Annotated in this window: 19 protein-coding genes and 1 pseudogene; 14 read left to right on the top strand and 6 right to left on the bottom strand. The window is 35.7% G+C overall.

Going from position 1 to position 26,764, the window contains the following annotated elements; genetic code table 11:
- Positions 1–205: 205 nt before the first annotated feature.
- Positions 206–760, bottom strand: coding sequence for a 2'-5' RNA ligase family protein (locus BLW20_RS02710; RefSeq protein WP_091096073.1), 555 nt, complete (start codon positions 758–760; stop codon positions 206–208).
- 114 nt (positions 761–874) lie between these two features.
- On the opposite strand from BLW20_RS02710, the gene BLW20_RS02705 reads away from it, so the two are divergent.
- From BLW20_RS02705 to BLW20_RS02675, 7 genes are all read left to right on the top strand, one after another.
- Positions 875–1,360: an acyl-CoA carboxylase biotin carboxyl carrier protein subunit gene (locus tag BLW20_RS02705; protein ID WP_091096071.1), complete on the top strand. Its 486-nt coding sequence runs from the start codon at positions 875–877 to the stop codon at positions 1,358–1,360.
- Between the two features lie 53 nt (positions 1,361–1,413).
- Entirely contained in the window at positions 1,414–1,752 is a 339-nt protein-coding gene (locus tag BLW20_RS02700) for a hypothetical protein (protein ID WP_091096069.1), read from the top strand.
- Between the two features lie 123 nt (positions 1,753–1,875).
- On the top strand, positions 1,876–3,321 hold the full coding sequence (accC, locus tag BLW20_RS02695) for an acetyl-CoA carboxylase biotin carboxylase subunit (RefSeq protein ID WP_091096085.1): 1,446 nt from the start codon (positions 1,876–1,878) through the stop codon (positions 3,319–3,321).
- Positions 3,322–3,559: 238 nt separating this feature from the next.
- Entirely contained in the window at positions 3,560–4,627 is a 1,068-nt protein-coding gene (locus BLW20_RS02690) for a PDDEXK nuclease domain-containing protein (RefSeq protein ID WP_091096067.1), read from the top strand.
- A gap of 4 nt (positions 4,628–4,631) precedes the next feature.
- Positions 4,632–6,173 (top strand): acyl-CoA carboxylase subunit beta, encoded by a 1,542-nt coding sequence (locus BLW20_RS02685; RefSeq protein WP_091096065.1) that lies wholly within the window; start codon positions 4,632–4,634, stop codon positions 6,171–6,173.
- Positions 6,174–6,393: 220 nt separating this feature from the next.
- A complete protein-coding gene (locus BLW20_RS02680; RefSeq protein WP_091096064.1) occupies positions 6,394–6,819 on the top strand; it encodes a hypothetical protein in 426 nt (141 codons plus the stop codon).
- A 345-nt stretch (positions 6,820–7,164) separates the two neighbouring features.
- The gene (locus BLW20_RS02675) at positions 7,165–8,979 is read left to right on the top strand and encodes a GNAT family N-acyltransferase (RefSeq protein ID WP_091096062.1); all 1,815 of its coding nucleotides are present in this window, start codon (positions 7,165–7,167) and stop codon (positions 8,977–8,979) included.
- 52 nt (positions 8,980–9,031) lie between these two features.
- Here BLW20_RS02675 and BLW20_RS02670 read toward each other — a convergent pair whose 3' ends face one another.
- Positions 9,032–11,305 (bottom strand): zinc-dependent metalloprotease, encoded by a 2,274-nt coding sequence (locus BLW20_RS02670; protein ID WP_177165017.1) that lies wholly within the window; start codon positions 11,303–11,305, stop codon positions 9,032–9,034.
- 147 nt (positions 11,306–11,452) lie between these two features.
- Between BLW20_RS02670 and BLW20_RS02665 the strand changes: the two genes are divergently transcribed.
- Both BLW20_RS02665 and BLW20_RS02660 read left to right on the top strand, forming a co-directional pair.
- Positions 11,453–12,382, top strand: coding sequence for a bifunctional riboflavin kinase/FAD synthetase (locus BLW20_RS02665; protein ID WP_091096058.1), 930 nt, complete (start codon positions 11,453–11,455; stop codon positions 12,380–12,382).
- A gap of 3 nt (positions 12,383–12,385) precedes the next feature.
- Positions 12,386–13,630 (top strand): annotated as a pseudogene (locus BLW20_RS02660) (HTTM domain-containing protein); the annotation flags it as partial.
- 31 nt (positions 13,631–13,661) lie between these two features.
- Here BLW20_RS02660 and BLW20_RS14830 read toward each other — a convergent pair.
- Together BLW20_RS14830 and BLW20_RS02650 are read right to left on the bottom strand one after the other, a co-directional pair.
- Positions 13,662–14,480 (bottom strand): UDP-2,3-diacylglucosamine diphosphatase, encoded by an 819-nt coding sequence (locus BLW20_RS14830; protein WP_245725261.1) that lies wholly within the window; start codon positions 14,478–14,480, stop codon positions 13,662–13,664.
- A 4-nt stretch (positions 14,481–14,484) separates the two neighbouring features.
- Entirely contained in the window at positions 14,485–14,937 is a 453-nt protein-coding gene (locus tag BLW20_RS02650) for a 6-pyruvoyl trahydropterin synthase family protein (RefSeq protein WP_091096053.1), read from the bottom strand.
- Between the two features lie 68 nt (positions 14,938–15,005).
- Between BLW20_RS02650 and BLW20_RS02645 the strand changes: the two genes are divergently transcribed.
- From BLW20_RS02645 to BLW20_RS02635, 3 genes are all read left to right on the top strand, one after another.
- The gene (locus BLW20_RS02645) at positions 15,006–15,503 is read left to right on the top strand and encodes a hypothetical protein (protein ID WP_091096051.1); all 498 of its coding nucleotides are present in this window, start codon (positions 15,006–15,008) and stop codon (positions 15,501–15,503) included.
- Positions 15,504–15,512: 9 nt separating this feature from the next.
- Complete coding sequence (locus BLW20_RS02640; protein WP_143037723.1) at positions 15,513–16,061, top strand: hypothetical protein; 549 nt, start codon at positions 15,513–15,515, stop codon at positions 16,059–16,061.
- A gap of 71 nt (positions 16,062–16,132) precedes the next feature.
- The gene (locus BLW20_RS02635; protein WP_091096047.1) at positions 16,133–16,807 is read left to right on the top strand and encodes a YceI family protein; all 675 of its coding nucleotides are present in this window, start codon (positions 16,133–16,135) and stop codon (positions 16,805–16,807) included.
- A gap of 59 nt (positions 16,808–16,866) precedes the next feature.
- Here the strand turns inward: BLW20_RS02635 and BLW20_RS02630 are convergent, their stop codons facing one another.
- A complete protein-coding gene (locus tag BLW20_RS02630; RefSeq protein WP_091096045.1) occupies positions 16,867–17,628 on the bottom strand; it encodes an enoyl-CoA hydratase/isomerase family protein in 762 nt (253 codons plus the stop codon).
- Between the two features lie 100 nt (positions 17,629–17,728).
- Between BLW20_RS02630 and BLW20_RS02625 the strand changes: the two genes are divergently transcribed.
- Positions 17,729–19,297, top strand: coding sequence for a hypothetical protein (locus tag BLW20_RS02625; protein WP_091096043.1), 1,569 nt, complete (start codon positions 17,729–17,731; stop codon positions 19,295–19,297).
- Between the two features lie 54 nt (positions 19,298–19,351).
- On the opposite strand, the gene BLW20_RS02620 is transcribed toward BLW20_RS02625, so the two are convergent.
- Positions 19,352–19,696, bottom strand: a complete 345-nt coding sequence (locus BLW20_RS02620; RefSeq protein ID WP_143037722.1) for a helix-turn-helix domain-containing protein — start codon at positions 19,694–19,696, stop codon at positions 19,352–19,354.
- Between the two features lie 675 nt (positions 19,697–20,371).
- Between BLW20_RS02620 and BLW20_RS02615 the strand changes: the two genes are divergently transcribed.
- On the top strand, positions 20,372–26,743 hold the full coding sequence (locus BLW20_RS02615) for an Ig-like domain-containing protein (protein ID WP_091096040.1): 6,372 nt from the start codon (positions 20,372–20,374) through the stop codon (positions 26,741–26,743).
- The last annotated feature ends 21 nt before the right edge of the window (positions 26,744–26,764 follow it).

Genomic DNA, 26,764 nt, shown 5'->3' with positions numbered 1-26,764 from the left:
TATGCTTGTAGACAAGCATATCAAATTTATCTTTTGGAATAAAATTGATGATTTGTTTGAAAATCGGCTGACCGACTAATTTCTTTTCTGTATCTTTATTGCTCATATTTTTGATTTGTCGTAAAACCAAAATATGAAAAAAGGAGCTAACCACAATGGGAAGCTCCTTAATTTTGAAAAGTTAGTCGGTTAGTAGTGATAAACTTTAAAAAAGACTTCCTTGTATTTCTTTAGAATTGCCCAATAATGGAAAATCTCGATAAATTACAAATTGCCTGATTTTTTCATCGAATCTTCGCAAGGTTAGATATTGTATTTCAAAAGACAGATGTATTTCGGTAAATATTTTCTGAGCGGTTTGTAATTGGTCACTACTCAGTCGTCTGCCAATAGTTAAATGTGGTGTGGTATTAGTAATTGTTTTTTTGATATTGTTCGTTTCTGCCAAAATCACCTTCATTACAGAACGCATTTTTTCAGTTGAAGATTTATTAGGTTTTGTATAAAAAGCACCATTGTCAAAATAATCGTACGAATTACATAGAACATCAAACGTATTAATCCCGGAAGCGATTCGTTCCAATTGTTTTTCAATTCGTTCCATATTTATATCCTCTTCTAAAAATTCAAAAATCGTAAAATGAGCCAGCGAGTTTTTACTGTTAAACCAACCAATTTCATCGGCTAAAGTTAATTTCATCAGCTTTATAAGCTCAATTGTTTTTAAATCCGGCATAAACACGACTGAATACTTGTTCATTTGTTTTTTATTCAAATATCGTAAGAAGCATTTAATTAATATATTAAACAATGGTTTTAATAAAATAATTGCGATTTTTTAAATAACTTTACCCTTTCAAACAAATTTTAAGCAATGAACAACACACTTAAAGTTTCTGTAAACAAAGACCACAATTTTGAATTTACAGAAAAACAGATACTTAATGCAGATGCCGTGAGTCTGAATAAGCACAGTTTTCACGTATTGCATAACAACATTTCCTATCACGCCAAGGTAGTAAATACCGATTTTATCAACAAAACTTATACGATAGAGATCAATAACAACCGTTACGAAGTGGCGATTACCAATGCTTTAGACGAGTTGATTAAAGAAATGGGCTTTGAAGTTGGCAAAGGAAAAGTGGTCAATGAAATCAAAGCACCGATGCCCGGATTGATTCTGGAAATCAGCGTACAGGTTGGTCAGGAAGTTCAGGAAGGTGATAATCTGTTGATTTTAGAAGCAATGAAGATGGAAAATAGCTTTGACTCGCCACGTTCAGGTGTAATTAAATCCATTGCAGTTGAAAAAGGACAGGCAGTAGATAAAGGTCAATTGTTAATTGAGTTTGAATAAAATGTATGCTGCAAGGTTTTTAAAACCTTGTAGGTATCATAAATATAGAAATTATGACAGTTGATGAGATTTATTCAAAAATAGGACAGGAAATGTTTAATGTTATTGAAGGTGATGTGTGGACAAATGCACGATTAGAATTTAAAATAGTTGGAAACGGCGTTGTTGGATATACAGGGGAGTATATTGAAAATAATGAAGTGAAGAATATTTCGATAAGAAATATAACTCGAGAGTTAAGCGTTTGGATAAAAGAACTTCACGAAATCACGACAGGAGGCGGTAATAACAAATGGAACAGAGCTTTTTTTACGATAAATTCTGGCGGTAATTTTGGTATGGAGTTTATCTGGGATAAAGAACTAAATGATGAAATAGAACGATTAAATTAGAATACCTACAAGGTCTTGAAGACCTCGCAGGAAAATGTATGCTGCAAGGTTTTTAAAACCTTGTAGCTATATTAAAGTCAAATCAAAAACCATTTGAAAAAAAACCTTGAAACAAAAAATCAAATGAAAAAAATATTAGTTGCAAACCGCGGTGAAATTGCACTGCGCGTTATGAAAACAGCCAAAAAAATGGGAATTAAAACCGTTGCTGTTTATTCGGTTGCAGATCGTCAGTCGCCTCACGTAAAATTTGCCGATGAAGCCGTTTGTATTGGCGAAGCACCGTCGAACCAATCGTATTTATTAGGCGATAAAATCATCGAAGTATGTAAAGAATTAGGAGTTGATGGCATTCACCCAGGATACGGATTCTTATCAGAAAATTCAAAATTTGCGGAGTTAGCCGAGCAAAACGGCATTACATTCATCGGCCCAAAATCTCACGCGATTGAAGTAATGGGCGACAAATTAGCAGCAAAAGATACCGTAAAAGCTTATGATATTCCGATGGTTCCCGGTTTAGACCACGCCATTACGGATATTGACGAAGCGAAGAAAGTGGCGAAAGAAGTAGGTTTTCCGATTTTAATTAAAGCATCTGCCGGTGGCGGTGGAAAAGGAATGCGTGTGGTGGAAAAAGAAGAAGACTTTGAATCTCAGATGCAACGTGCTATTTCTGAGGCAACATCCGCTTTTGGAGACGGTTCGGTTTTCATTGAAAAATTTGTAGCCTCTCCACGTCACATCGAAATTCAGGTTTTGGCAGATACCCACGGAAACGTGGTGTATTTGTTTGAGCGTGAATGTTCCGTTCAGCGTCGTCATCAAAAAGTGGTGGAAGAAGCACCTTCTGCTGTTTTAACGCCTGAAATCCGTCAAGCAATGGGCGAAGCTGCGGTAAAAGTGGCGAAGTCTTGTGATTATGTGGGTGCCGGTACGGTAGAGTTCTTATTAGACGAAAATAAAAATTTCTACTTTTTGGAAATGAATACCCGTTTGCAGGTAGAGCACCCTGTTACGGAATTGATTACAGGCATTGATTTGGTAGAAATGCAAATTCGTGTAGCTCGTGGCGAGGTTCTTCCGATAAAACAAGAAGATTTAAAAATCACAGGACACGCATTGGAATTACGTGTGTATGCCGAAGACCCTTTGAACGATTTCTTGCCATCGGTTGGTAATTTAGAAACCTATATTTTGCCAACTGGCGAAGGTATTCGTGTAGATAATGGTTTTGAACAGGGAATGGATGTGCCGATTTATTACGATCCGATGCTTTCCAAACTGATTACGTATGGAAAAGACCGCAACGAAGCCATTGAGTTGATGTTAAAAGCCATTCAGGATTATAAAATTGACGGAGTAAGCACAACGTTACCTTTCGGAACGTTTGTTTTTGAACACGAAGCGTTTGTTTCGGGTGATTTCGATACCAATTTTGTGAAGAAGTATTACAGTGCCGATATCATTAAAGAAAACCAGGCAAAAGAAGCGGAAGTTGCTGCTTTAGTAGCATTGAGACAATATCTGGAAGACCAAAAAGTTTTGAGAGTACCAACAAAGTTGTAGTAATATACCACAGATGCATAGATTAAAGGGATGAGAAGCTGAATCAAGTTCAGCTTGACACCAGTTGTCATTCCGAACTTGTTTTCGGAATCTCACATATAACGTTCACTCAAAATTTTATTGAATTCTTCTTAAGAATGATATTTTAATTTAGGTCAGATTATCCGTGCATCTGTAGAAATAAAAACAAATATATTTACATTAGATTTCAGTTTAAATAGGATATAATCGTGCATCTGTGGCAGAAAAAAAAGCAAATATAAACACAAACTTCTTTTCTCAGATTGTTGATTTACTGCAATTCGCAAGGGGTAATGTTGTGCGTACCATTAATCAAACAATGGTAACGACCTACTTTGAAATCGGAAGAATGATTGTTGAGGAAGAGCAAGGAGGTAAAGAAAGAGCCGAATACGGGAAACAGCTTTTAAAAGAACTGTCAAAAGTGCTGACCAAAGAGTTTGGAAGAGGTTTTTCTGTAGAAAATCTTACTAAAATGCGATACTTTTATTTAACGTATTCAAATTCGTCAACACTGTTGACGATTTCTCCAAAAAGTCAGTCACTGACTGACGAATTACAAAACGAAAAATCGCAAACAGTGTCTGCGAAATTCAATTTAAGTTGGTCGCATTATTTAAAGCTGATGCGAATTGATGATGAAAATGAACGCAAATTTTACGAAATAGAAGCCGCAAAGAATAATTGGAGTGTTCGTGAACTGGAACGGCAGTATGATTCTGCATTGTACACTCGGTTAGTTTTGAGCAGAGATAAAGACAAAGTAAAGGAACTTTCCGAAAAAGGTTTAATAATTGAAAAACCAAAAGATGCCATAAAAGATCCTTATATCTTGGAATTTATCGGATTGCCTGAACAATCAGTTTATTCTGAAAATCAGTTGGAAGAAGAAATCATCAACAAGTTGGAACATTTTTTATTGGAATTAGGCAATGGATTTACATTTGTAGCCCGACAAAAACGGATTTCTTTTGATGACAAACATTTTTGGATTGATTTGGTTTTCTACAACCGCATATTGAAATCTTTTGTATTGATTGATTTGAAAATCGGCGAGCTGAAGCATCAGGACATCGGACAAATGCAAATGTATGTGAATTATTATGACCGGGAAGTCCGTCTGGAAGACGAAAACAAAACCATTGGTATTGTACTTTGTCAAAACAAAAGCGAAGCCGTTGTGGAATATACTTTGCCCGAAAATAACGAACACATCTTTGCAAGCAGATATAAAACTGTACTTCCAAGTAAGGAAGAGTTAAAATCATTAATAAAAGAACAATAAAACAATGAATACAAAATTTGACATTTTAAATAAAAAATTAGCCGAAGCCCAATTAGGTGGCGGACAAAAGCGTATCGACGCACAACACGCAAAAAAGAAATTAACGGCTCGTGAGCGTATTGAATACTTCTTTGACGAAGGCTCTTTTGAAGAAATCGGAGCCTTTGTAACGCATCGTACCAAAGATTTTGGTTTAGATAAAGAGCATTACTTAGGCGATGGTGTGATTACGGGTTACGGAACTGTTAACGGACGTTTGGTGTATGCTTTTGCACAGGATTTTACGGTTTTTGGCGGAGCTTTGTCTGAAACGCACGCCGAAAAAATCTGTAAAGTAATGGATATGGCATTGAAAGTGGGTGCACCAATGATCGGATTGAACGATTCAGGTGGGGCACGTATTCAGGAAGGTGTTCGTTCGTTAGGTGGTTATGCTGATATCTTTTTCCGGAATGTGCAAGCTTCTGGGGTGATTCCTCAAATTTCTGCAATTATGGGGCCTTGTGCTGGTGGAGCGGTTTATTCGCCTGCTATGACCGATTTTACGATGATGGTTGAAGGATCTTCGTATATGTTCGTTACAGGTCCGAACGTTGTTAAAACCGTTACAAACGAAACCGTTACTTCGGAAGAATTGGGCGGGGCATCAACGCACTCTACAAAATCGGGTGTTGCACATACCACTTCTGCGAACGATATCGAATGTTTAGAAGATGTAAAACGTTTGTTGAGTTATATTCCACAAAACAATCAAGAAGTTGTTGAAGATTTACCTTATGAATTAGGTGACGAGTTACGTGAGCAATTAAATACCATTGTTCCGGATAATGCGAACAAACCTTACGATATGCACGATGTAATCAACAACGTAATCGATGAGGATTCTTTTTACGAAATTCATAAAAATTATGCTGAAAACATCATTGTAGGTTTTGCACGTATCGGTGGAAAATCCGTGGGAATTGTTGCCAATAACCCAATGTTTTTAGCAGGATGTTTAGATGTGAATTCATCGATCAAATCTGCTCGTTTCGTACGTTTCTGTGATGCGTTCAACATTCCGTTATTGGTGTTGGTTGATGTACCCGGATTTTTACCTGGAACTGATCAGGAATGGAACGGAATCATTGTTCACGGTGCAAAATTATTATATGCTTTGTCTGAAGCTACCGTACCAAAAGTTACCGTAATTACCCGTAAAGCTTACGGAGGTGCTTACGACGTAATGAACTCAAAACACATTGGTGCCGATATGAACTTTGCGTGGCCAGGTGCAGAAATTGCCGTTATGGGAGCAAAAGGAGCATCAGAAATCATCTTTAAACGTGAGATTGCCGAAGCAGCTGATCCGGCAGCTAAATTAGCAGAAAAAGAAGCCGAATACGCGGAGAAATTTGCCAACCCATACCGTGCAGCACAACGTGGATTTATTGATGAAGTAATCTTTCCACAAGATACCCGCCGCAAATTAATAAAAGCATTTAAAATGCTCGAAAATAAAGAAGTAGCAACGCCAAACCGCAAACACGGAAATATTCCGTTGTAGTTTCTTTCAAATCTTTGTCATTCCGGACTTGTTCCGGAATCTCATAATATTCAACCTGCAAGAGTCTGCTTGACCTTGTAGGTTTTTTATTTTCCCACAGATTCACAGATATAAATTTAGATTCAGCGTGTCATTCTGAACTTGTTTCAGAATCTCATTATAGACAAAAAAATGCGAAGCTGAAACAAATTCGGCGGTATTTTTGTATTTTGCAATAAAAATGAAGGTTCAACTTACAATATTCTTTTTTCTTTTAATTATTTCAAATGCAAATTCGCAGGAAAGAGATTGCAGAGAAGATTATCTAATTATTGATTGCAATGAAGAATCCGTTTCTTGGAGTTATATAGTTTACAAAGGAGAGAAAATCAATTATAAAGTAGCTTATAGATCACCAGTTGTTTCAAGGGCTATAAACGGGAAATGTAAGTTTTATGGAAAAATTATTGTACCTATAAATCGGTCAGAATATAAGAAAAAGGATGTTAAAAACATCCTAAAGACTATCAATGAAGAACTAGATTTCGAATATTTTATTGCTTATTCTACATGTGAAGCTATTAGAGTTTCTATGACTGCATATCATCATAAATTGAAGACTAAGTTTTTAAAAGATAATCAAATAGGTTTTTATAAAAAAGAATAATGCATAAAGTAACAGAAAAACACCTTCTGGAAGTCTATAAAACTAGATTGGAAATGCAGGAGGCAGGTATTACCAATCCTCCTCAACATAAAAATTAAAATAAAGAACGCCACTCAATTTGGGTGGCGTTTATTGTTTTATGCATACCCCAGCTTCTCTCTAACTTTATTTAAAGTTCTGTTAGCGATGACAGCGGCTTTTAGAATATAAAACACTTGCTTTCTATACCAAAACATTTTTTAATAATCGCTTAACAATTTTTAGTATATTTAAATTTCGTAATCTAAAAAATCAATACTCTTTATAAGAGTTAAATGAATTGTTATATTTGCAAAAAAATAGCTAATGGGGTTAGTAACCGCTAAGGAAATTGCACAGGTAATAAAATTAGATAAGTACGGATTTATAGGTACTTTTTCTGGTTGGTTGTTAATGAAAGTGCTTAAAATTTCTGAACTTAATAAAATATACGACCGCAATAAACATTTAGAAGACACAGCGTTTTTAAACGGAATTTTAGAAGAATTTCAAATAGAATTTGAAATTGATCCTGAAGAATTAAAACGCTTGCCGAAACAAGGGTCGTATATAACCATTTCAAACCATCCGTTAGGGGGGATTGATGGGATTTTATTGCTGAAATTAATGCGTGAACATGACCCTGATTTTAAAATAATCGCCAATTTTTTATTGCACCGCATTGAACCTTTGAAACCGTTTATCATGCCGGTAAATCCGTTTGAGAACCATAAAGATTCCCAATCAAGTGTTTTGGGACTAAAGGAAACGTTACGGCATTTAAGCGATGGAAAACCATTGGGGATTTTTCCCGCCGGCGAAGTATCGAATTTTGAAGATGGCGATAAAATCGTTGATAAACCATGGGAAGAAAGTGCGTTGAAATTAATTAAGAAGGCACAGGTACCGGTTATTCCAATTTATTTTCATGCAAAAAACAGCAAATTGTTTTATTTGTTGTCTAAAATAAGTCCAACATTACAAACAGCAAAATTACCATCGGAGCTACTTACTCAAAAAGACCGCGTAATTCGTGTGCGTATTGGTAAGCCTATAACTGTTGCCGAACAAGATGAACATGGCGATTCTATTGAAAATTTTGGTAAATTCCTGCGCCAAAAAACGTATTTGCTGGCAAATACCACGAAAGATGATAAAAAACAATACATCAAAATACCGTCGTTTAAGTTGCCTGCTCCACCGCCAAAAGAAATCGAGCATCCGGTATTGCAAGATTTAATGGTCAAAGAAATCGAAGCGTTGCGTAAAGGAGATGACCGTTTGCTGCAAAGCAAAAATTACGAAGTGTTCTTAACCGATGCGGCTAATATTCCTAATATTTTGCGTGAAATTGGACGTTTGAGGGAAATTACGTTTCGGGCTGTTGGAGAAGGTACAAACGAGTCGATTGATTTAGACAGATACGATACGTTTTATAAGCACATGTTTTTGTGGGATGACGATGCGAAGTGTATTGCAGGTGCCTACCGAATGGGATTGGGAAAAGACATTTATACAAAACACGGAATCGATGGATTTTATCTGACAGAATTGTTTCGATTTGAACCGGAATTGTATTCCATGATGGAACAATCGATAGAAATGGGACGTGCTTTTATTGTAGGTAGTTACCAGCAAAAACCAATGCCGTTGTTTTTATTGTGGAAAGGAATTGTGCATACCACATTGAGATATCCCGAGCATAAATATTTGATTGGAGGCGTAAGCATCAGTAACCAGTTTTCTGATTTTAGTAAATCGCTGATGATTGAGTTTATGAAATCGCATTTTTACGATCCGTATGTAGCACAATATGTTCAGCCTAAAAAAGAATATAAAGTGCAGCTGAAAGATGCCGATAAAGATTTTGTCTTTAATGAAGCTGAAGCCGATTTAAATAAATTTGATAAACTGATTGAAGAGGTAGAGCCAGGCGGATTGCGTTTGCCGGTTTTAATTAAAAAATATATTAAGCAGAATGCAAGGGTAGTGGCTTTTAATGTGGATCCGTTGTTTAATAATTCGGTTGACGGATTGATGTATATCCGCATTGCCGATTTACCAGAAAGTACCGTTCGCCCGGTGATTGAAGAATTACAAAAAGAACTGGAACAGAAAATTAATGAGAAATTTGAGGAATAAAAAAAACGCGGAAGTTTTATAACTTCCGCGTTTTTTCCTTTAAGGAAACACACTATTTCTTAATAAACTTATGTGTTGAGGTGTATTTTCCGGTGTTTATCACTAAAATATACATTCCGTTTTTTAAAGTTTCCACATTTATTTGTTGCTGGATATCTGTTGCCGTTTCAGTAGTTACTGTTTGAATCAATCTGCCGTTTAAGTCAAAAATATCAAATGTTGTTTTGCCGGAAGTTTCTGTAGAAAATTCAATATTTAAAACAGAGGTAGCGGGATTCGGGTAAATGTTTAAATCTTTCAGTTCAACTTCTTCTACACTTACATTTGGGTCCCACAGGGTGAATTTTTTAGAAACCGTATAAAAAATATTGTTCACCGCTTCAATTTTAATCCGTGCATTATGTGAGATTGTTACATTTGAAGGAACAGTAATTGTTTCTGTACCATCGTTTGGTGTATTGGCAACTAAATTGGTATAAGTGATACCATCATCAGTTGAAACCAAAATATTCACATTTGCTGTATTAATATTGTTTGCAGTGGTTCCGGCTACATTCCATGTAATTGTTTTGGTATCGCCAAAAAACCAGGTTGCTTCTGTTGTATTTGGATTGTTATCAGGCGAAGTAATTACAAAAGGTCCTGTATTGGCTACTGTGATGCTGACAGGTGGCGTGTAAACTACTCGTGCACCAAGAGGATTGTTATCGCGAACGGTTGCTACAAAACTGTAACTCCGGGCAACGGTCGCTAAGCGTTCCCATTGATTACTTACAATGCCATTGCTGTTGGTTGTGCCTGCTAAAACAGTAGAAAGGTTAGGGAACGATCTGAAATTGTCTGTGCTTGGTGCTACGGATCTGAATGCAGGACCGGTTGTAGCAGTAGCTACCGGGGGTTGTGTTGCTATTTGTGTATTGATTTGCTCAAACGTATATGTTAGCTGATCATTATCTGCATCAGTTGCTGTTGTACTTAATATAAACGGTGTTCCGTAAGGTATTGTTTTGGCTGTTAAAGAAGTAACTGCCGGTGCAGAATTTGAAACAGTTGTTTGAGTGGCACAACTTGCAGATGATAAAAATGTCTGCATTTCTTTAATGCTGATGTAATGATAGTAATCATCTACATTGTTTTGTACGTTTGGTGTACAAATACCTGCGTAAGACATAATGGTACTGCCACTACCAGTTTCCATTGCTGTATTGGAATTTCTGTTAAACTGACACGAATTATTAAACGTGTGATTTGCACCAAACTGATGTCCCATTTCGTGTGCTACATAATCTACATCAAACGGATCTCCAACAGGAGAAGGAGAGCCGGTTATCCCCGAAGCTTTTAACCATGAACTACAAACAGATCCTAAACTTGCCAATCCACCGCCACCGGTGCTGAACGTGTGACCTATATCGTAATTAGATGAACCTATAACATTGTCAATAACACTTTGACTTTCATTAATTAATAAGTTGGCATTATTATTTGTGAAATTATCATTTGATATAAAAATGATACTTCTATTATTAGCAATTAGGTTTAAGTGAACATTTAATTCACGTTCAAAAATTTGATTTAAACGTGTTAAAGTAACGTTCATTGCAGCTAAAACAATATTTTCTTTTTGAGTAAGAGTGATATTTGGAGTGCCGGTTGGGGCATTGTTAATATGAAAAGCTGCATATTCAATGGTACAGGCTAAAGCTAAACGAAAGGTTCTGCGTTTATTGTCTAAGCTGAATGTCTGGACTGGCGTGTTAAAAGCTGCAAATTCATTTTGAGAATCATCATTAGAAACCAAACAGGTAAAGTTGTTTTTCGGTGCTTCTAAACTATTGCGCTGATATGCAATAACAGCGTTTAAGTCGTTAGTGTAGTTATCAATATAGAAAACAGACCCATCGGTTTTCATACCCATTGCGTGCAAACCAAAAATATCAGAAACACTAATACTTATATTATTTCCTGTATTCTTTATATCAACAGCTTTTAGGCTTCGTATGTTTGAAACCGTCTCAGCCAGTTCAGGTTCCATGGTACTGTTATTATATACCCAATAATTAGAGAAGTTTCCGTTGCCATCGGGTAATGAAATAATTAAATCAGAAGGAGCATTAGACAGCTCAGGTGCATCTTTTACCCATTTTAAAAAGTTTTGAAGATTAAAAGTGTAAAGTCTAAACTCGTTTGGTTCATTTAGTCTTACAAATTTATCCGTATCGGAAAAGTTTTTTTCAGTACTTTCGGAAAAAGGTTGAAATTGTGCAAACAAATTTCCTGTAAAGAAAATAACAAGAATACAAATGAGTTTATTGTAAAATTTCATAAAAAATAATTTATTCATCAAAAATACTAACTTTAAATGATGTGTAATGTTCTTTTAACCTCATTTTTTAAGTATTTCACCTGTTTTTTAGCGCTTTAACAATTTTTATGCTTTAACTTTTATTAATAACTTTGAAAAAAAAATAAAGTGAACGTTTTTCATTCGGTACAAGCATTTAAATCAACAAAAAAAACCATTGTAACTCTTGGTACGTTTGATGGTATGCATATAGGTCATCAGGCAATTTTAAATAAGTTAAAGCTTCAAAAAAAAATATATGGTTACCAAACTTTGGTATTGACTTTTTTTCCGCATCCGAGAATGGTTTTAAAAACCGACCATCAAATTTCGTTACTAAATACAATTGATGAACGCATTAAACAAATAGAAAATTTTGGCATTGACCATTTGGTAGTCCAGGAATTTACTCAGGAATTTGCCAATTTGTCTGCCGAAGAATTTGTAAAAAAAATATTGGTTGACCAGTTTAATATTGGCAAGATAATTATTGGTTACGATCACCGTTTCGGTAAAAACCGGTCAGCAGACATACACGATTTAATCAAATTTGGAAACAAATACCATTTTGATGTGGAGCAGATATCCGCTGAAGAATTAAACGATGTTTCGGTAAGTTCCACCAAGATTCGTAAGGCGTTAACCGAGGGTGATGTAGCTTTGGCAAAAACGTATTTGGGGTATCCGTACACGGTTTCGGGCAAGGTGGTTTCTGGTAAGCAGTTGGGCAGAACCATTGGTTATCCCACGGCTAATGTTCAGGTTGTTGAGGATTATAAGTTGATTCCGGCAATTGGTGTGTATGTAGTTGGCGTTACGGTAAAAGGCAGAGACCTTTACGGAATGTTGAGTATTGGTACCAACCCAACGGTGGGCGGTATTGAAAAAACCATCGAAGTGAATATTTTTGATTTTAACGACGACATTTATAACGAAGAAATTACAATTCATTTCTTAACGAAAATACGTAATGAAGAAAATTTCGGTTCGGTTGATTTACTAATTGAAGCGTTGAAAAAGGATGAAACGTATTCAAGAAATTTTATAAAAAAATTATAGAAGATGTGGCAGCAGGCATTTAAAAAAATTGATAATTCTTCACTGATTGTTTTCCGGATTTTTTTCGGAATCGTTTTCTTTGCCGAAGCTGTTGGTGCCTTGGCTTTAAAGTGGGTCGATAGAAATTTTATTGATACCACCACTAATTTTACGTTTATTGGTTTTGAATGGCTGCTATCTCTCCAAAACGAAACCATGTATATGGTTTTTGGTTTAATGGCTGTGGCATCGTTAGGTGTAATTTTTGGTTTTAAATACCGTATTTCAATTATATCTTTAACTCTTTTATGGTCTTTGGCTTATTTTGGGCAGAAAACGTCCTACAACAACCACTACTATTTAATGTGGCTTATTGGTTTAATGATGTGCTTTTTACCTGCCAATGCCAATGCTTCTTTCGATGCTAAAATAAATCCGGCAATAAAGAAAAACTATATGCCACAGTGGATTCGCTGGGCTTTTATCATTCAGGTAAGCTGTGTCTATATTTATGCAACGGTGGCGAAATTTTATCCCGATTGGTTAGACGGTACCGTAACAAGAAACATGTTTATGAGCATGAAAAATATGCCCGATTATGTTCAAAATCTGTTTCAAAAAACCGAGTTTCAATTGTTTATCGCCTATATGGGCATTGCGTTTGACGGATTAATTGTTCCGGCACTATTGTGGAAACGTACCCGTTGGCTGGCAATTATCGCTTCGCTAATCTTTCATATTTTTAATTCAATTACTCTGCAAATCGGGGTGTTTCCGTATTTTGCCTTGAGTTTTTGTGTTTTCTTTTTTCAGCCCAACCAAATCCGAAATTTCTTTTTTCGCAAAAAACCAAAAGAAAATTACGGCAACCAGACTACAACTATTGGTTTAAATACGTTTAAATACTTTTTTGTACCGTATTTAATCATTCAGGTTTTATTGCCGTTGCGTCATTGGGTTATCCCGGGAAATGTATTGTGGACCGAAGAAGGGCACCGATTAAGCTGGCGGATGATGTTGCGTTCGCGTAGCGGAGAGGTGAAATTTAAGGTAGTTGATAAAAAAACAGGAGATACTGTGCAATTTTCAAACGATGAAATGTTAAATAAGAAACAACGTGCCCGCTTAAATACGCCCGATGTAATCTGGCAAATGGCTCAGAAAATTAAAGATCGATTTAAAAAAGAGGGCAAAGATGTTGCGGTTTATGCGATAAGAAGTAACGTACGAATTAACTCACAAACTTCAAAACGGTTAATTGATCCAAAAGTAGATTTAGCGGCTGAAAAATGGAGCCATTTTAAACATCACGATTGGATTTTAGATGAAAATGTTCCGAAAGATTTCTATTTGAATAAGCGTTCAATTGAAAATCTGAATAAGTCAAAATTCCAAAAGTATAGTACTGAATCCAGTCACCCAAATTGATATATAATGCTTGCGGATTATTTTTTAAAGGAAGCGTCATAGGCAAATGCCGGTGCCCGAAAATAAAGTAATCGGCAAACTGTTCGTTTACTTTTTTGTTGGCATACAAAATCAGCCATTCGTTTTCTTCGCCCAAAAAGGTAGCGTCTTCTTCGCCTGAAATCAGTTTGTTTTTTACCGACAGATATTCTGCCAACCGCACGCCAATATCGGGATGCAGCCAACGAAACAGCCATTTTGAAAACTTGTTGGTAAACACCTTTTTCATGCGTTTGTATCCTTTGTCACCGGGACCTAATCCGTCGCCGTGACCAATAAAAACGGTTTTGTTAAAAATCTTAAAAACCTTAGGTTCGTGAAAAACAGGAATATCAAGCTCGCTCTCAAAATAATCCTCCATCCATAAATCGTGATTTCCCACAAAGAAGTAAATAGGTAAACCGTTGTCGCGCATTTGAGCCAATTTTCCCAAAATGCGTACAAATCCTTTAGGAACCACTTTTTTATATTCAAACCAGAAATCAAACAAATCGCCTACAATAAACAAAGCACCGGCATCTTTTTCAATAGCGTTTAACCACTGTAAAAACAATGTTTCGCGTGGAAGACTTTGTTCACGGGTAGGTGCTCCGAAATGATGATCGGATGTAAAATAAACTTTTTTATCTGTAGGGATTTCTAATGTAATCATTAATTTATTCGTTATCAGTGGCAAACCATTCGGCATAAGAGCTTTCGGTTTCCTGCAAACGCAGCGAAAGCAGTTTAATGTTTTGTGGCAAACGGTTTTTAATACGCTGGGCAAAATCAATCACCATATTTTCGCTTGTTGGCTGGTAATCAACCAAAATAACGTGATGCCCGCGTTGTTCCAGTTCTTTAGCTAGTTCTACATGCGGCGTGTTTTGGTTAAAAACGGTCGCATGATCAAACTGGTCAACCACTTCTTCTTTTACAATAACCTTTAAATCGGTAAAATCAATCACCATTCCATATTTTACATGGTTTTTATCGCTTATGGGCTCGCCAATAACGGTTACCGATAATTTATAACTGTGCCCGTGTACATTACGGCATTTACCATCGTAACCATACAGCGCATGACCGGTTTCAAAAGTAAATTGTTTGGTGATTCTGATAAAACTCATGATTCGAAAATTTTAGCAAAATTAGTGATTTAAAATTTAATGTATATTTGATAAATTAAATAATATCTATGAAGTTAGAAGTAACGAAATATACTCATTTTAAAAGATTATGGCTTTTATCATTTTACTTTATTTTGTTTCTTGGTTTTTTGTATTTTTCTTATGATGTGAAATACATGGCGATTATTTGTTTACTGATGTTAAGTTTCTTTACAATTCCTATAATTTATATTCACTCAAATTATTATCGGTATGTAAAAAATCAGATTGTTTTTTTAGAAGACGATGCAATAAAAATACAGTTAATTGACAGTGGTTCAGTTTCAATTATTCCATTAGAAAGTATCAAAATAGTTAACTTACATATGTCTGGAACAAAAATTGCAAAAATGGGAAGTAAGAATTTTATGTTTGAAGATTATTTTTATTTTGAAATAATTTCGATAGATGATAAAAGATTTATTATTAACTCATTGTATAATAACGATATTGATGATATCTTTAAGAAGAAATATCCCTCTATAAAAATAGAAATCATTAACATTTATTATCCTTTAATTATTTGATTGAATCTTATGAGAAAGCATTTTATATTATTTAGTATTTTATTCCTTTTAAATTCCTGTGGTGTAATAGTAATGAATGGTCTTTCTGATGATTATAATAAGCTGACTGACGAGCAAAAAGCAATGGTGGTTTCGTTTAAACCCGATCAACCGACAGATAAAAATAAAATTTATGTGATAACTGCTTCCGAATTAAAGCAAGAAGTTAAAAAATACCCCAAAGCATTGGTTTATACCTTTGCAAATAGTTGTTCGTCTGAATTTTGTAAACCTTTATATGTGTATGAGAATTGGGCAAAGGAAAATGACTATAAACTTTTTTTGGTAATGGTTAGTTACGCAAATATTGAAGAAACATTATTACAGAATACGCCATCGCAGTTGTATGTTATTGATAGTAATTATTATGGAAATGGTCCTTTTGGAAAATATGTTGGATATTTTCAGAATGAATTGAAAGGTTTAAAGTATAATGCAAAAGAAGATTGGAACGGAGGTTTATTCTTTTTTAAAAATGGCGAATTTGTTAATAATTTAAATGAATTACCAAAGAATTAATTAAACTAGATTAACTTTTGATTTAATAAAAATAGATACATTTGGCTTTTAATTAAAAAAGTAATTTACATATGAAAAAACTAACGATTTTAGCATTTGCTGCAATAGCAATGCTTGTTTCTTGTAACAAATCTGGTGATAAAGCGAACACTACAGCAGAGCAGGAAGTAGCAGAACAAAAAGGACAGGTTTTTACAGTAGAAGCAGATAAAAGTACTGTAAAATGGACAGGTTACCACAAAGGCGGTCTTAACCCAAGATATGGTGTTATAAAAACTGATGGAACTGTGGCTGTTGAAAACGACGCCGTAACAGGAGGTAAGTTTAATTTAGATTTAAATTCACTGGTAACAGATCAAGCGGCAGTAGATCCTGTTACATCAGGAGGAAAAACTTCAGCTGATTTAGATGCACATTTAAAAAGTGCTGATTTTTTTGATGTAGAGAAATTTCCAACTTCAGTTTTCGAAATTACAAGTGTTGCTGCATTTGATGCTACAAAAGATACGAGCGTTCTTGAAGGTGCAACAAATGTTATCAGCGGAAACTTAACAATTAAAGACAAAACCGTTAATGTAACATTCCCTGCTAAGGTTACAATGACTGCAGAAGAGGTTCATATAGAATCTAAATTTACAATTAACAGACAAGATTGGGGATTAACGTACGGAACAGAAGGTGATGCAAAAGACTGGATGATCTCTCAGGAAATAGATGTTGAATTAAATATTCAAGCTAAAAAATAATCATTTTTTTGATTGTATAAATTCGGAAGCTAAAGCTTCCGAATTTTTTTATATGCTTATTATTTCCCTTTAAAAGCATTTAATGCATTCACGGTAAAATCAGACAAAACCAGTTTGCCCGAAATCGCTGCCCGATCTTTTAAAAGGGCGTCCCAATTTTCAGTTCCTTCCCATAAAACTTTTTTCATTTCGTATAAAGCTGCGGGGTTGTAACTGCTTAAACGTGTGGCAAATTTCCCCAAAGCTGTGTCCATTGCGGCTGTATTATCAAACAATTGCGTAAACAACTTGTTTTCAAAAGCCCATTGGGCACTTTTCCAATTCTCGGCATCTAACGTCATTTCTGCTAACGAAGGTTTACCTATTTTTCGGCTTACAGCAGGTTCAATCACAAACGGACCAATGCCTATTGAGAGTTCCGATAGTTTAATCGACGCATTTTTAGTAGCAAAAGTATAATCGCATGCAGCAGCTAAACCAACGCCGCCACCGACTGTTTTTCCGTGGATACGTCCAATAATTATTTTGTTCGATTTTCGCATGGCGTTAATAACATTGGCAAATCCGCTGAAAAACTGTCCGCCTTCTTCTAAATTACGTACGCTTAAAAGTTCGTCAAACGATGCACCTGCACAAAAAGCCTTTTCGCCTGCACTTTTTAAAATGATTACACGTACCGCTGTATTCGTGTTTAAACTATTAATGGCATTTGTTAATTCTGTCAATTGTGAACTTGGGAATGAATTACTTGCCGGATGAAAAAATTCTATCGTAGCTATGATATCCTGAAAAGTTGTTTTTACGTATGATGATTGTTCCATTAAAATTATGTTTACTAAAACACAAATATAAAGCAAGTTGACAATTTATTATTTATTTTTGATAAATATGTACCTTTGCAAGGTTTTAAAAGCATTCAGTATGTTTAAATATTTTACCCTTATTATTTGTTTTCCTTTTGTTGCAACCGCGCAACAATCAAATACAGTGTATTACGCGGCACCTTATTTACAGATTGAAAAAATAGATAAAAAAGCAACTGCCGATGCAAATGATTTTGGATACAATATTTTGATTCATCCTGAGGACTCATTTATACAAGAAGGTTTTTATATGTGGGTTGATGATCAATGGTACGAAATTTTAAACAGCAAAGATATTTTTACGACAACGAATGAGGTTTCAACGCTTTTTACAATTTCTGAAGGGAACAAAAATCCTTTAAAGATCAGAGATGTCAATGATGTGGTTTATCTATATCCCATTGAAGCATTAGATCGTTATATTGTTTCTTATTCTGATTTTGTCACGCTTTCAAAATCAATTGAAAAAAGAGATTTAATTACCTATATTAAACCTGCTGAAACACCCGAACCTGCTCCAGTTGAAGAGCTAAAGATCATACCGTCTCAAGATTCTCAGGTGATTTTATTAGACGAGATGAATGTGGTTGAAGTAGCAAAATCGAATGAAGTTCCTGAACCAGAAATGGAGAAAACTACAGAAAATCCAGAATTAACTTCAAATGAACCGGTCTTGATAACAAGTGAAAATCCTTCATCGGTTTTGTTGGATGTAATAGATGTGATTGAAGTTGTAAAAAGAGAAGAAATTCCATTTGATCCCTCTCAAAATGAAGTGGTTGAAAATCAACCGGAAAACCAAGAACCAAAAGATGATCAGATAAAAGAGATTCCGGTAAAGATCTCCGCAACAAATACTCCAATTATAGCAAAACCGACAAACGATTATGAAATTGCGGTAAACGAAGGTTTTGATGGAACGGTTACTGAATGGATCGAAATGATTGATGCTCAAGGCGGAAAAACAGCGTATGAACAAGCGGTTGAAAAAGGCTTTGACGGTACGGAAAATGAATGGAAAAAAATGCTTTGGGGACGAGAAGTGGATGTTGAAATTGCAAAAAGAGATAAAACGGCAGCCATTGTATCCGAATGGATTCAATCGTTAAACACTTCAAAGGGAAATTCTCCTTATGAATTGGCTCTAAAACACGGGTTTTACGGAACTTTTACCGAATGGGTAGAATCAGTAGTGGGTACAGACGGAGAGAAAGCTTATGAACATGCAAAAGAAAAAGGATTTGAAGGTTCATATAAAGAATGGATTGAAAAGCAATTAGACAGTTCCAATCAAGAAGTATTGAGAAAAGAACACTTGTCTCAAACGCAGATGTTTGTTGCACCGAACGTGATGTTACCGTTGACAGCAGAAACTGCTGAACCTCTAACTTTTGATCTTTATGATTATTATAACCAGTTTTATGGTTCAGCGATGATTACAAGTGCCGGGCAAAGCAACAATAATTTTGACATTAAACCTACCGATTTAGAATATCAAATTACCTGGTTTGAAAAAGATAAGATAAAAATTTTAGAATTATCAAAGAAAGGTATTCTTAAGTATGTTCCGTTAGAAACTAACGATAGTATAAATACTTCAATAAATATCAGATATATTTTAAAATAAATTTTTATTAATCATAAAAAAGCCTGTAAATACACAGGCTTTTTATGTAAAAAGTTAAAAACTCATCTTGTCGATGATTTTCTTTAGAGTTTCAATTTGATCTTTTAAAATGGCTATTGTTTCCTCATAATGTTCTTTCATGGGGAAAGAGTCTATAGTCATTAATTCTTCTACATTGTAACCTCCTTGTTGTTGTTTTTTCGAGGGCTGAGTTACTTCATCAGTTAATAATTCAAACGGAGAAACGTTTAAAATGGCACTTATTTCTTTTAAGCGATTAATAGTTAGTTGTGTTTCGCCACGCTCAATTTTAGAGTATGCCCTAATAGAAATCCCTAGTTTCTTGGCTATGTACTCTTGCGTATAATGCCTTTCTTCTCTAATTTTTTTTAATTTCATTTCATTCAATTTTTGCCCATATTTTGAACTATTTGTATAAATGGAATAAAAAAATGAATTAATATTTGTATTTGAACAAATAATTCTTAATTTTATACTCTATAAAACAAATTTATAACCACTTATTAAACTTAAAGTTCAAAAATAACATTTTAATCATATTAGATAATACAATTATAAGACCACAAATTGTTAATAAAGTCACAATTTTACGCATAAAAATAAAATCATTATTAGGTAGAATATTAATATTTTAAAATATTATATAATGAGAAAAATTACATTTAAGGCAGCCTTGTTAAATATTCCTTATTTCGTAAATGCACAAGTAGGGATTGGGAAACTTATAGAAGATGATTCAAAAAATAGTACAAACAAAATTTTACACATATGAAAAAAAATTACTTTAAATGCAACCTTATTAGGGTTTGCTTACTTCACAATTGACCAGATAGGTATTGGTATATCTGTTTCGAGAACTTCAAGTTAATTAAATATACAGCCTGAAAGTAAACTGTTTTAAAAGCTTTTTATAATGAATTTTATTAGAGAGTTGAATAGTTTTTATACAAGCAAGAATTTTATTTATGATTCAGGCAAAATTTAAGAGTTTAATAGATATATCTTACAATATGATATGCTAAATGAATGATACTAAAATAGATACTATAAAAAATGAAAAAGAAAACTACTATTTTTAAGATGAGAATTGTCCACGTACTATCCTGTTTTTTACTCACACTTTTGTGCAGTACAAACTTTTACGGACAAACAAAAATATTGGCAAATACGGTTTCACATACCAGCGGGGATGATAAGATGACCTCTTTATTAGGGTGTGGAACTTTAGGACTTAGTCCGTGTTATGATCCAACAGTTCAGAATTCAACGAACGCGACTTTAGACGATAATACATATGCACGTTTATTAGCGTCACCAGGTCTGGCAGTAGGTTTGGGGTCTTATCAAGGTGTTATAGAACTTCAATTTCCTTCAACAATTCCTGCCGATCAGTGGTCTTATGTGCGTATTGGAGCAGATGATACGCTTTTGCGCGTATTATTAGGTGGTTCCTTAGGAAATGCTCTGGGAACAGTTGTTGGCGGAGTTCTTTTAGGAAATCAGGAATTTGAAATTGATGTTAGAAATAATACAACTTCTGTTTTAACCCGAACAAATACCGCAGGTTTCAATACAGACAGAGTAAAGCTTATCGTAGATGGTAATGGCTATAATTATATTGCAGTAAAGCCATCGCAGGATTATAATAGGATCCGCATAATCAATCGTTCTATTTCAGCTGTTGGTTTAGGAACTGAATATCATTTAGACGTTTATAACGCTTTTACATATAGTAATGCAACAGGTGCGTGCGGGTATCCCTTGGGAACTTCTTTTGATGGAAGTGGCGGATTAGGACTTCAGGTTGCTGATTTAAATGATCAACACTTAGAGAGAGCTATTGATGGAGATAGTAATAGTTATTCCTTATTAAAATCTTCAGGAGTTTTAGACCTTAGCGTAGCAAGATCTTTTTCGCAATATTTCTATTTTGCAACAACTTCACCGGCAGAAAGTACTTTAAATATAAAATTGGCATTAGGTTCCGGAGGAGCAGTTAATACAGATTTATTAGGGGGTATTGAAATTGTTCTTACCAACTGGAATACATCAACAAACCAAAACGATGTGGTTTACAGACGTTCGTTACAAAGTGGCTTGTTGAATAATACAGATGCACTTAACTTATTACAATCTGGAGGAGCGGTTACTTTAACGTTTGCACCAGGACGTGCTTTTGACCGTGCAGAGGTACGATTGAATTCAACAGTAGGATTGAGTGTTTTAGGAAATGGTGTTCGTATCTACGACGTTCAGCGTTACGATGGGACCCCAACGTGTATAAACCCGGAAATAGATGCAATACCAACTGCCACAACAAGTCCTTTTGATCAGCCTTCATGTGCGGACGATTTGATTGATTTTGACAATGTGGATTTTGCACAATATGCCGTAGATGGAAATAACGAAACCTATGCAACATTATATGCCGATTCTGGAAATTTATTAGTAAGCGGATCAACTGCCGGATTCATTGAGATGGATTTGGGGGCAACCGTGCCGGCAAACAAAACCACTTATGTTCGTATTAATTACGATAAAGACGTTTTAGACGCTTTATTAGGTGGAAGTCTAGGAAAACTGGTTTCTGATTTGGCAAACAACTTACTGTTAGGTAATCAATATTTTGAAGTAGAAGCCAAAAATGGTACTACCTCTGTTCTGTTAGAAGATAGTACAGATGCTTTTGCAAATACATCTAATGGAGTAATTACAGTTGTAGAAGACAATATTGGCCGTGTTTATCTGGCAATTACGCCGTCGGCACCATACAACCGTATCCGCATTACCAATCATATTGAAGCATTGTTGCCTACAGGCAAAAAAGCAAGTTTAGATGTGTACAACGCGTGCTTTGAAATTGGAACAGACGCTTGTTTCCCTGCAAACTTTACATCATATAAGGGTGGGGGGCTTAACTTAAGTTTAGCAGATATTTCAAACGTAGGTGTTACCAATCCATACCGGGCTATTTCTGCGAACTCTTCCGAGTATTCTCAAATAAATTTAGGCGTTGCAGGTGTAGCAGCAAACGTTTACCAGACAATCTATTTTAATCAACCATCGCAATCAAATGATAAAGTAAAAATAAGATTGCAGATTGAACCTTCTTCTGTTCTGTCTCTAGACTTATTGGGTGCTTATAAAATTAAATTCTATAACGGTAACACACAAGTAGGAACTGATTATACCCTACAAAGTGGTTTAATTAATAATATTGACTTGTTGGCATTGTTTAACTCCGGAGGTATTGCAACCCTGGAATTTGAGCCTACGGGAACTTTTGACCGTGTAGATATTGGTGCAGAATCAATCGTAAGTTTAAACGTAGCGGCAGAACCATTACGTATATATAGCGTGGTACGTTATGGAGTTACTTGTCCGGAACCTTTTGAAACAAGTCCGTTCGTAGTACCAGAATGTGCAACAATGTTGATTGACGCACAAAATGCAGATGACATCCAAAATTTATTTGATGATAATTATGCAACATTCGCAACGTTAAATTCCGGAGCGGGAACATTATTAGGTTTAGGAAATAAATTTGAAGGATTCGTAGAATTAGGTTATGACCACGATGTACCGGCAGGAACCACATCTTATATCCGTATTGAGATGGAAGGAACGCTTCTTGAAAAATTAGTAGGCGGAAGTTTAGGAAATGTGGTGTCGGGCTTATTGAACAATTTAGTTCTGGGAGATCATTATTTTGAAGTAGATGTAAAACACAACGGAACATCAGTTACAACGGCAAACAGTAAAGATGCTTCAGCCGGAGGAAACAATGATATACGTATCGTACGTGATAAAAACGGCCGTTTTTATATTGCCGTAACACCGGATCAACCTTACAACTCGGTACGCATTACAGATATAACGAATAGTCTTTTAGGACTTTTAGCACAACCAAACACTATGAATGTTTACGGTATGTGCTACGAAACCAGCTCTGATCAATGTTTGGATGCTTTTGCAACATCGTACGAATATACAGGTTTGTCGTTATCGTTAAATAATCTATCAGGAGCAGGCGTTACCAATCCGCAATATGCAATCAATGATAATTCTACCCAATACTCGGAAATCAGTATGGGAACATTGAATATTGCAGGCGGTACAAAACAATGGATTTTCTTTAATACTGTTTCTGCAGTTAACGATGTAGTAAATATTAAATTCAAAACAGGTGCGGGAGCTATTGATCTATCGTTACTTGGAGATTTAAAAATACAGGCATACTTGGGTGATACACTTGTAGAAACTTTAGATTGGGGAACCACCGGAATTATTAATGGAGTTAATGTAGTGAACTTGCTTAACAACGGGGATCTTGTAGAATTACCATTTGCTCCGGGCGCAGCATACGACCGTATTGCAGTAGGTATTGAAAACTTAGTAAGTGCATCGGTATTGCCACCGGTACAGTTATACGGTGTAGAACGTTGTTATTCATTAGCAGATGCTGAGATTGTTTCTTGGAAATCGTATGTGATTGATGGTGATAATACTTTAGATACCGTTAACGGCAATGAAGAAATAGAATACACCATTCATGTACGCAATAACGGAGGTCAGGATTTAACAGGATTTACCGTAACCGATGAACTACCGGCAGGATTAACTTGGGTAAGTGGCGGATCACATACAAATGGTGTGGTAACATTTGTTTCAAGTGCGGTTTTACCAATTAATCAAACAACAAGCTTTACGTTTAAAGCAAAAGTAGCTGAAGATTTAACCGGAATAACGGAAATTAAAAACATAGCTAAAATCCAGGCAAACGGAAGTACCGATGAAATTGAGAGTTATCCTCCGATGGATAATGAAACCAACCCAAATAATCCGGATACTACCCAAAACCCGGGGACAATTATTCCGGTAAATGCAGTTTATGATTTCACAGTGGTTAAAAACGGTGTAAGTAATAATGCAACCAATGCAAATCAAGCTGAATTGGGTGATGAAATTACATACACTATCACTGTGAAAAACACAGGAAATAATATTTTGACCAATGTTTCGGTTAAAGATATTTTACAAAATACTGTACCAACAGAGGTCTCGATTGTAGATGATGGAGGGGCTGCTGTAAACGGTAATGAATTAACTTTTAATATTGCTTCGTTGGCAGTAGGAGCGTCAACCACATTTACAGTAATAACCAAAGTAGAAAGTTTACCGGCATCAGGAAATATTAGCAATAAAGCTGAAGTGAGTTATACAACTCCGGATAATGATCTTGTAGAAAAAGAAGCAACGTTTGATATGGCGACTTCTTGTACCAATGTAGATGCTTCGGCAATAGAACTTTCTTCATCGGCAACAGCACCAGCTTGTCCGGGAACCCAAATTACCCTTACAGCAGCTTTAAGCAGTACAGCACCGGCGATTACCACTCCGGTTTACAAATGGTATTTGAACAGCAATTTGTCAGATACGCCGCAAATTGGTGATAGCATTACGGTAAATCCAACAGCTAATACAACCTATTATGTAACGGTAGAAGGTGTAGGATATTGTTTTACAGGTACCGCAGAAGAAATAGAAGTAACAGTGCTTCCAACAGGAATGCCAACCGATATTGATATTGATGCGCCAACTGCGGTTTGTCAAGGCGAAAATGTAACCTTCACGGCTTCGTTAGCAGCGGGAACAACCATCAATAATCCGGTATTTAAATGGTACGCAGATGCTAATTTATCTCAATTAGTTTTTGAAGGAGAAACCTTTAATATTTTGGCAACACCTGATTTAGTAGGATCACATACATTGTATGTAACAGTTGAAGGCGATGGTTACTGTGCAAACGGTGCAGGAAATGCATCAACACATACCATCACCGTAAACGCAGCACCAGAAATAACAGTTACCGGAGGTCAGTTTGTTTCGGTTGTGGCTGGAAATTCATTTAATTTGCCAACAATTACTGCAACTGACTCAAATACTACCATTACTTGGTACGATTACGAAGGAAATACAATAGGAGGAAACGGAGCACAACAAATAGATGACCCTGGGATTTATACTTATACTGTTGTAGCCGAACTAAATGGATGTACTGTTTTTGAAAATGTAATTATAACCGTTTTCGATACAAATGATTGTCCGCCAGCTTTGGAAAGAGTATATGCAAACGATAGTTCCACTTGGGGATCTATCATCACAGGTGGGGTTGCAAACACAGACAACGCTATTGATGGTAACCCGAAAACCTATTCTACGATAACTACAGGTTTAGGATTGCTGGGTATAGGAACAACTTGGCAAAACATTTATTTCGATCACGAAGTTGCAGCAGGAACTCCTGTAACCATAAAATTAGGTAAAGAATACAGCGGATTAATGTTGGCTGGTGGTTTGTCTGTACAAGGGTTAGATGCCAGCGGAAACACTATTGGCGGTTTAAGAACTGTAGACGGTGGCTTGTTGGATTTATTGATAGCAGACAACGTAATCGAGTTCACATTTGTGCCGTCAAACAATTCTGGTCCACAAGCCTATTCAGGAGTTAGAATTTCGCAGGGAGCAGTATTAAGTGTGGCACAAAACGTAAAAGTATTCGGTGCGTATTACACCCAAACAGGTACTGTAAACTGTGCACCTATAGACGCAAACACCAATCCAAACATTCTTGATGTTTTACACGGAGTGAAAGATTTAGGTATTGGTGCGGCAAGTGCTACGGCATCGGTTGTTAATCCTTGGGACGCAGTAGATAACGATATGACTACTTATGCACAGATTGTGCGTGGTGTAGCTGTGTTAAACGAAGCTTCATTAACAGCGGTGTTTAAACAACTGGCAACAGCAGGAGACGAATTACAACTTGTTATCGAAGTGCCTGCAAATCCTCTACTGCAATTAGAATTGATTAGAGGATATACCATTCAACGCTATTTAGGCGATACGCCGGTAGGACCTGCTTTGGATAGTGACAGCAGTGTTTTAGATCTAAAATTATTAGGACTGTTAGGTGGCACAACAAATAAAGCAGTTGTGATTGTAGCGCCGTATAACGAACCTTATGACCGTGTGAAAATTTCTTACGGAAGCGTAGTAGGTGTGTTGGGTGATTTTACAAGAATTTATGACATTTCTATGAAACCAACATTTGATTATGGGGCAGATCCAACCGGAAACTTAACAATGTGTACAAATGACCCAATTGTATTTAGTCCTATGGACGGATGTACAACTTACGAAGTATATACTTCTGAAACAGGAACAGATAAATTGGATACTACCAACGGATTGACGTTTACGATGCCAGGAAACATAGCAGAAGGTTCATATACATTCTATGTTCAAGCAATGAGAAACGGATGCGAAATAGGTTCAAGACAACAAATAACCATTGAGGTTGAAAAATGTTCAAAAGATTGCATCATATCAAACAGAATGGTTACAAACAAGATAAAAAAATAAAAAATAAACATTTTTATCAGA

Origin of the sequence: Paenimyroides marinum (assembly GCF_900108395.1) — a bacterium.
GTDB lineage: Bacteria > Bacteroidota > Bacteroidia > Flavobacteriales > Flavobacteriaceae > Flavobacterium > Flavobacterium marinum.
The sequence above is the reverse complement of the archived record's forward strand: the minus strand, read 5'-3'. Positions and strand labels throughout refer to the sequence as shown.